4 protein-coding genes are annotated in these 6,584 nt (G+C 69.1%); all 4 read right to left on the bottom strand.

Annotated elements, in window-relative coordinates; all coding sequences use genetic code 11:
* Window positions 1-138 precede the first annotated feature (138 nt).
* Window positions 139-2,436, bottom strand: a complete 2,298-nt coding sequence (locus FUT87_RS10855) for a phosphoesterase (protein WP_147241017.1) — start codon at window positions 2,434-2,436, stop codon at window positions 139-141.
* Window positions 2,437-2,847: 411 nt separating this feature from the next.
* Window positions 2,848-3,738, bottom strand: coding sequence for a maltose ABC transporter permease MalG (gene malG, locus FUT87_RS10850; RefSeq protein ID WP_147241016.1), 891 nt, complete (start codon window positions 3,736-3,738; stop codon window positions 2,848-2,850).
* Window positions 3,739-3,751: 13 nt separating this feature from the next.
* Complete coding sequence (malF, locus tag FUT87_RS10845; protein WP_147241015.1) at window positions 3,752-5,416, bottom strand: maltose ABC transporter permease MalF; 1,665 nt, start codon at window positions 5,414-5,416, stop codon at window positions 3,752-3,754.
* The coding region (malE, locus tag FUT87_RS10840) for a maltose/maltodextrin ABC transporter substrate-binding protein MalE (protein ID WP_147241014.1) at window positions 5,413-6,584 on the bottom strand (1,172 nt) is incomplete at its 5' end. The genes malE and malF, both read right to left, overlap by 4 nt.

Genomic DNA, 6,584 nt, shown 5'->3' with positions numbered 1-6,584 from the left:
GCGTCGGCTCGCCGGACGGGCCGCAGGCGGCGAGCAACGCGCCCAAGCCGACGCACGCGCCGGTGCCCACGAGGGCCGCCAGCGACGCGCGGGCGGAGGAGAGGAGAGCTCGCCGTGACATCGCGCGCGTCGACGGGCTTACTTCGTCAGCGCCCAGACATTGGTCTGGACCGCGTCGGCGCCGATCTGCGCCGGCGTGTTCACGTCGGCCGACTGCTTCTGCGTATAGCTCGCCGGTGCCTGCCAGGCGTGGTTGATGGCGCGCACCGCGTCGAAGTGGGTGTCGGCGCTGCCGGCGTACTCGGGCAGGTTGAGGATGTTGGCGGCGATGAACTTCTCGGTGTACTTCGAGCGGTTCATGTAGGACGCATCCACCGCCGGGTCCGCCAGCTGGAACATGTCCTGCAGCGTGCGCACGAACGAGAAGTGGCTGTAGGCATCGCCGTCGGAGACCCCCTTGGGCGCGCCCGCCTGGTTGGTCAGGATGCCGAAGATGCTCTGGCCGTGGCCGCGGTTGCCCTTGGTGTAGTTGTTGACGCTGGCGTCCACCGTGACCGCGCCGGTCTTGGGATCGACGACCAGCGGCTTGGACACCGCGCTGTTGGAGACGTTCCAGCCGCAGCAGGAGTTGAAGCCCGAGGTGGCGTTGCCTTCGTCGAACATCAGCACGATCGCGACGCGCTTGGCCGGGTTCTTCCACAGCGGCGAGGCCTGGATCTTCTTCACCAGCGCGTCGACGTAGTTGTCGCCGCGCGTGATGATGTTGGCCGCCGCGGTCGGCGCCACGTTGTTGGCGACGCTGCCGCAGTCGCTCGCGGTGGCCGTACCGCCGCCCGCCAGCTTGCCCACGACGCTGATGCCGTGCATGTCGTCGCACTGGTCGGGCACCAGGAAGTTCAGCGTGCCGACCTTGCCGCTGGCCAGGTCGGTGCCGAGCTGGTCGACGTCGTAGTTGGCGGGCATCGCATACGCGCTGCTGTTCTTCAGGTTGGCGTCCCACTGGCCGCCGCCCATGGTGCGGTTGCTGTACTTGAACTCCGGCGCGCTGCGCACGTTCTGGTAGGCCATGCCCGGGTGGTGCTTGGTCTTGTAGAGGCCGGCGGGCATCGGCAGCGTCAGCGCGGCATTGCCGACGGCGCTGGTGTTGCCGTTGAGGGTGCCGGGCGCGTAGACGTTGTCGGCGGCGGTGACGGCGGCATCGGCGACGCTGTCGGTGCGGAAGTCCTGTCCCGGGTTCATCGACTCGCTGTAGGTGCGCCAGGTCATGCCGGCGGCCGCGATCGCGTTGAACAGGTTGGGCCTGCCGACGATGTTGTGGTTGACCGCGGCGGTCTGCGTGCAGCTGGCGTTGAAGGGCGAGCTGGCCAGGCCGGGTTGGGTCTTGTCGGGCAGCGGCAGGTCCTGGACCGCGTTCGGGCCGGTGGCGTCGCAGTTCCACTGGCTGTCGTCGGTGATGCCGAAGTCGTCGGCGCCGCCCAGCGCGGTGTAGTTGGGCTCGGACGGATTGCCGGTGGCGTAGTAGCTGGTCAGCTGGTTGCCGCTGGCCAGCAGCGCGTTGATCTTGGGCGCCCACGGCGAGCCCTTGATCGACAGCGTCGCCTTGTTCTCCAGCATCACGATGAAGAGATGGTCGTAGCGCGGGATGCCTTCGAGGTTGAAGGCCGCCTGCTGCGCCTGCGCGAAGGTGATCTTGGCGCGCGTGTCGGTCCCGCTGGGCGCGGTGGAGGCGCTGACGTTGGCGGCGCCGGCCAGGCGCGGATCGCCGCCGGGCACGGCGAGCGCGTCGGGATAGAGGTCGCCGCGGTCGAGCTTGGTGATGGCGTAGGTGAAGCGGTTGTCCAGGGCCTTGGACTCGGCCAGCATGGCGGCCTGGTCGGCGCCGCTGACGGTGTTGACGTCGGCCAGCACCTTGTCGAGGGACACGCCGATGCGCGTCGCCACGGTCTGCTTCTCGACGGCGTAGCTGCTGCCGTTGGCCTCGACCAGCCGCTGCACCTCCGAGGACAGCGGGCTGATGACGACCTGGCCGGCCTGGTCGAGGACCTGGTCCAGCGAGGCGCGCAGCACGTCGCGGCTGGCGACCTTGGCGCCGGTGGCGGAGACGGTGGCGTCGGTGCCGATGTCGGCGATCAGCGCGGCATTGGCCGGCACGGTCAGCGAGAAGCGGCCCTGGGCATCGGTGACGACGGGATGCTCGGCGGCATCGCAGACGCCGTTGCCGTCGGCGTCGACGCAGACCTTGGCGCCGACGTAGTAGGCGGGCGCCAGGCTGGGGTCGGTGGCGCTGCCGGGCGTGAAGCTGGCGGCGGTGACGACGCCGCTGATCGTGACGCTGGGCGTCGATGGGCCGTCGTTGTCGGAACCGCAGGCGGCCAGGATGGCGGCGGCGATCAGGGTGAGCGAGGCGTTCAGCGCGGTGGATTTGCTGGGTCGCATGGGGCGTCCTGGAGTGGTGGCGATGGCGGGTTCGAGTGGCCCGGGCAGGGGCCGGCCCGAAACGCGGCGCACTCTAGGAATCACGCATGACGGATCCGTGTCACCCAGCGTCAAGGACGCGTGAGAACCCAGGCGCCATCGGGCCTGGCGCGTTTCGCAAAGTTTGGTGAAGCGGCGCGACGGGGCGGAATGGCTCGTGGCTCGCACGCGGCTTGGCGCGAGCGCAACGCCTTGGCGGCGAGTGGAGGCTTCGTGTCGCGGGTCCGCGCATCACGCCCGGACCGAGCGCTCAAGGCGTCTCTTGCAGCCCCACCGGGAGCGCGATGTTCACCGTTCTGGACAAAATGCGCTGCGCATGTCCAGAACGGTGAACACGATGCCGGCAGACGCGCTGACGGCGCGTCGCGCCCGTCAGCCCTTCACCCCGCCCGCCGTCAACCCCGACACGATCCAGCGCTGCGCCAGCAGGAACACCGCCGTGATCGGCAGGCCCGACAGCACCGCCGCGGCGGCGAAGTCGCCCCACAGGAAGCGCTGGTCGTGCAGGTAGTACTTCGAGCCCACCGCCAGGGTCAGGTTGGACTCCTCGCGCAGCAGCACCGACGCGACCGGGTATTCGATGATGCAGCCGATGAAGGCCAGCACGAACACCACCATCAGGATCGGCACCGCCATCGGCAGCAGCACCAGCCGGAAGGCCTGCCAGTGCGACGCGCCGTCGACCTTGGCGTTCTCCTCGATCTCGACCGGGATGGTCTCGAAGTAGCCCTTGATGGTCCAGATGTGCGTCGCCACGCCGCCCAGGTAGGCCACGATCACGCCGGCGTGCGTCTCGATGCCCAGCCAGGGCACGAAGCTGCCGATGGTCTCGAAGATCGCGTAGATCGCCACCAGCGCCAGCACCGGCGGGAACATCTGCAGCAGCAGCATGCTGTTCAGGATGCCGCCCTTGAACGGGAACCGCAGCCGCGCGAAACCGTAGGCCGCCGTCGTCGAGATGCCCACGATGAGCAGCGCCGAGATCGTCGCCACCTTGATCGAGTTCCACAGCCAGGTCAGTACCGGGAACGGGGGCTGCACCAGCGAGCCATCCGCCGCCTGGTACGGAATGCCCAGCGCCAGCTGCCAGTGCTCCAGGCTGATCGTCGTGGGGATCAGGCTGCCCGTGGCGAAGTTGCCCGGCCGCAGCGAGATCGACACCACCGCCAGCAGCGGGAACAGCGTCACCGCCAGGAATGCCCACAGCAGCGCATGCGCCGCGACGACGCGCCAGCGCGCCTGCTTGCCTCGAACGATGGCCATGGTCCGGGCGTCCTTATGAGTTGGCTTTGCGCATGAGGCGCAGGTTCAGCAGTGACATCCCTGCGACAAGGATGAAGATCAGCGTTGAGATCGCCGCCGCCAGGCCGAAGTCCGTGCCCGAGTCGCGGAACGCGATGCGGTAGGTGTAGCTCACCAGGATGTCGGTCTGGCCCGCCGGGATCTTGGTCGACAGGTAGTCCGGCCTCCCATCGGTCAGCAGCGCGATCAGCACGAAGTTGTTGAAGTTGAATGCGAAGGCCGACACCAGCAGCGGCGACAGCGGCTTGATGATCAGCGGCGCGGTGATCTTGAAGAAGTTGGTCAGCGGCCCCGCGCCCGCGAGCGCCGAGGCCTCGTACAGGTCCGAGGGAATCGCCTTCAGCAGCCCGGTGCACAGGATCATGATGTACGGGTAGCCCAGCCACACGTTGACGATCAGCAGCATCGTCCGCGCCAGCGCGGGGTCCGCGAACCAGGCCGGACGCACGCCGAAGAGCGCGTCCAGGATCGCGTTGATCTCGCCGAAGTTCTGGTTGAACAGGCCCTTGAACACGAGGATCGAGATGAAGCCCGGCACCGCGTAGGGCAGGAAGAGCAGCGTGCGGTAGGTCGTGCGGTAGCGCAGGTCCTCCCAGTTCAGCAGCACCGCCAGCATCATCCCGATCGCGGTGGCGAAGACCACCGTCAGCAGCGAGAACACCACCGTCCAGCCGAAGATCGACAGGAAGGGGCCGCGGAACTCGGCATCGAACAGCATGCGCCGGTAGTTCTGCGCGCCGACCATCACCTTGTAGCCGGGCGCCAGGTGCGTGCCCGCGGCCGCGCCCTGGCCTTCGTAGTAGCCGGTGGTCGCGTCGGGGCGGAAGAGCGCGCCGTCGGCCACGCGCTTGATCGCGCCGTCGGGCTGCTCCACGAAGTGGGGGCGGATCGGCCCGAACTCGCGCAGGCCGAGGTAGCGCAGCGTCGACGCCTCGCCCACGCCGCCGGTGGCAGCGGTGCCGCCGGCCTGGCCCGGCAGGCGCAGCCGCAGTTGCGCGAGCGCCAGCCGGTGCGCGACGAGCTCCTTCAGCGTGAGCGCGGTGCCCAGCGTCGCGTCGGCCGGGCCGACGGCCTGCATCGCGACATCCACCGGCTTGCCCGCCTGCCGCAGCGCCAGCGGCAGCGAGACGAATTGCGCGGCACCGCTGGCCGGGTCGCGCAGCACGATCCGGAAGTCGCCGCCCGCGCCATGCACGCTGTAGTCGCGCACCTCGTCCAGCACCGTGTCGTGCTGGTCCAGCAGGAACTCGCGCACGCGCTCCTGGCTCAGCAGGTGGGCCGACGAGTAGTTGGTGAAACCGATCTGCGTCGTGAACGCGAGCGGGAAGGCGATGAACAGCAGCATCCCGGCCACGCCGGGGAAGAGATAGCGATACGCGAAGCCCGCCTTCGACAGGTAGACGGCGAAGCCCGCGCCGGACAGCAGCAGCACGCCGAGCGCCCAGCTGGTCAGCCCCGCGGCGTACAGCATGAACACGAGGTAGAGCGCGGCCAGCACGATGACGGCGATCGTCGGCCAGTAGAGCGCGCGGCCCAGCCGCTCCAGTGCGCCGGGAGGCTGGCGGGTGTAGGCCTCGGCCAGCGGCGAGCCGGGCAGGGCGGCGGACAGGGCCGCGGAGGAGGCGGTCGTGGCGTTCATTGCTTGAGCAGCATCCGGCCCGAGGCGCCGTCCAGCGCGTCCTTGGGGCTTTGCAGGCCGTTGGTGATGGCTTCCAGCGCCGCGTCCATCGCGGTCCAGAAGCGGCCCACCTCGGGGATGTTGGGAATGGCCTCGCCGGCGCGGGCGTTCTCCATGCTGGCGCGGATCAGCGGATTCACCGACAGCGCCTGGTAGAAGGCCTTGTTGGCCGGCACGCCGATGGGCACGTCGGCGTCGAGCACCTTCAGCGACTCGGGTCGCATCAGGTGGCGCTCGATGAACTCGCGCGCGAGGTCCTTGTTCTTCGACGGCGCCGAGATCATGCAGCCCAGCACTCCGACGAAGGGCTTGGACGGCTTGCCCGGGATCACCGCGGGGATCGGCGCGACGCCGATGTCGATGCCGGCCTTGCGCGCGTTCTCCCAGGCCCAGGGGCCGGAGATCATCATCGCGATCTCGCCGCGCGCGAAGCTCGATTCCATCTCGGAATAGCGCGCGCCGCGCGGCATCACGCCCTCCTGGATGAGGCGCTCCAGCATGCGGCCTGCGGCCAGCGCGCCTTCGTTGTTCACCGCCACCTGGCCGGCGTCGAAGTCGCCCTGCACGTCACGGCCGAAGATCACGCCGCCGGCGCCGGCGAACATCGGCCAGGTGAAGAAGCTCTTGTTGTAGTCCCACAGGATCGCGTGCTTGCCGCGCTGGCGCAGCGTCTTGTCCAGCGCGATCAGCGCGTCCCAGGTCGCCGGCGCCTGCGAGACCAGCGCCTTGTTGTAGATCAGGCCGGTGGTCTCGATCGCGATCGGATAGCCCCAGTAGCGGCCCTGATAGCGGAACGCCTGCCAGGCTGTGCCCTCGACCTCGTCGAACAGCGCTTTGCGCGGCTGGATCGGTGTCAGCAGCCCGGCCTTGGCCCATTCGCCGACGCGGTCATGCGGCCAGCAGAAGACGTCCGGTCCCTTGCCGGCGCCGGCCGCCTGGGTGTACTTCTCGGGCGCGTCGACCGGATGCTCGACGACGACCTTCACGCCCGATTCGCGCTCGAAGGCGTCGCCGACCTTCTGCAGCCCGTTGTAGGCCTTATCGCCGTTGATCCAGACCAGCAGCTTGGGCGGCGTCTGTGCGGCGGCCTGCTTGCAGCCGCCGAGGAGCGCGACCGCCGCGAGCGCGG

This window comes from Mitsuaria sp. TWR114 (genome assembly GCF_007997345.1).
Note: the sequence above shows the minus strand (reverse complement) of the source record. Positions and strands in the feature narration are given on the sequence as shown.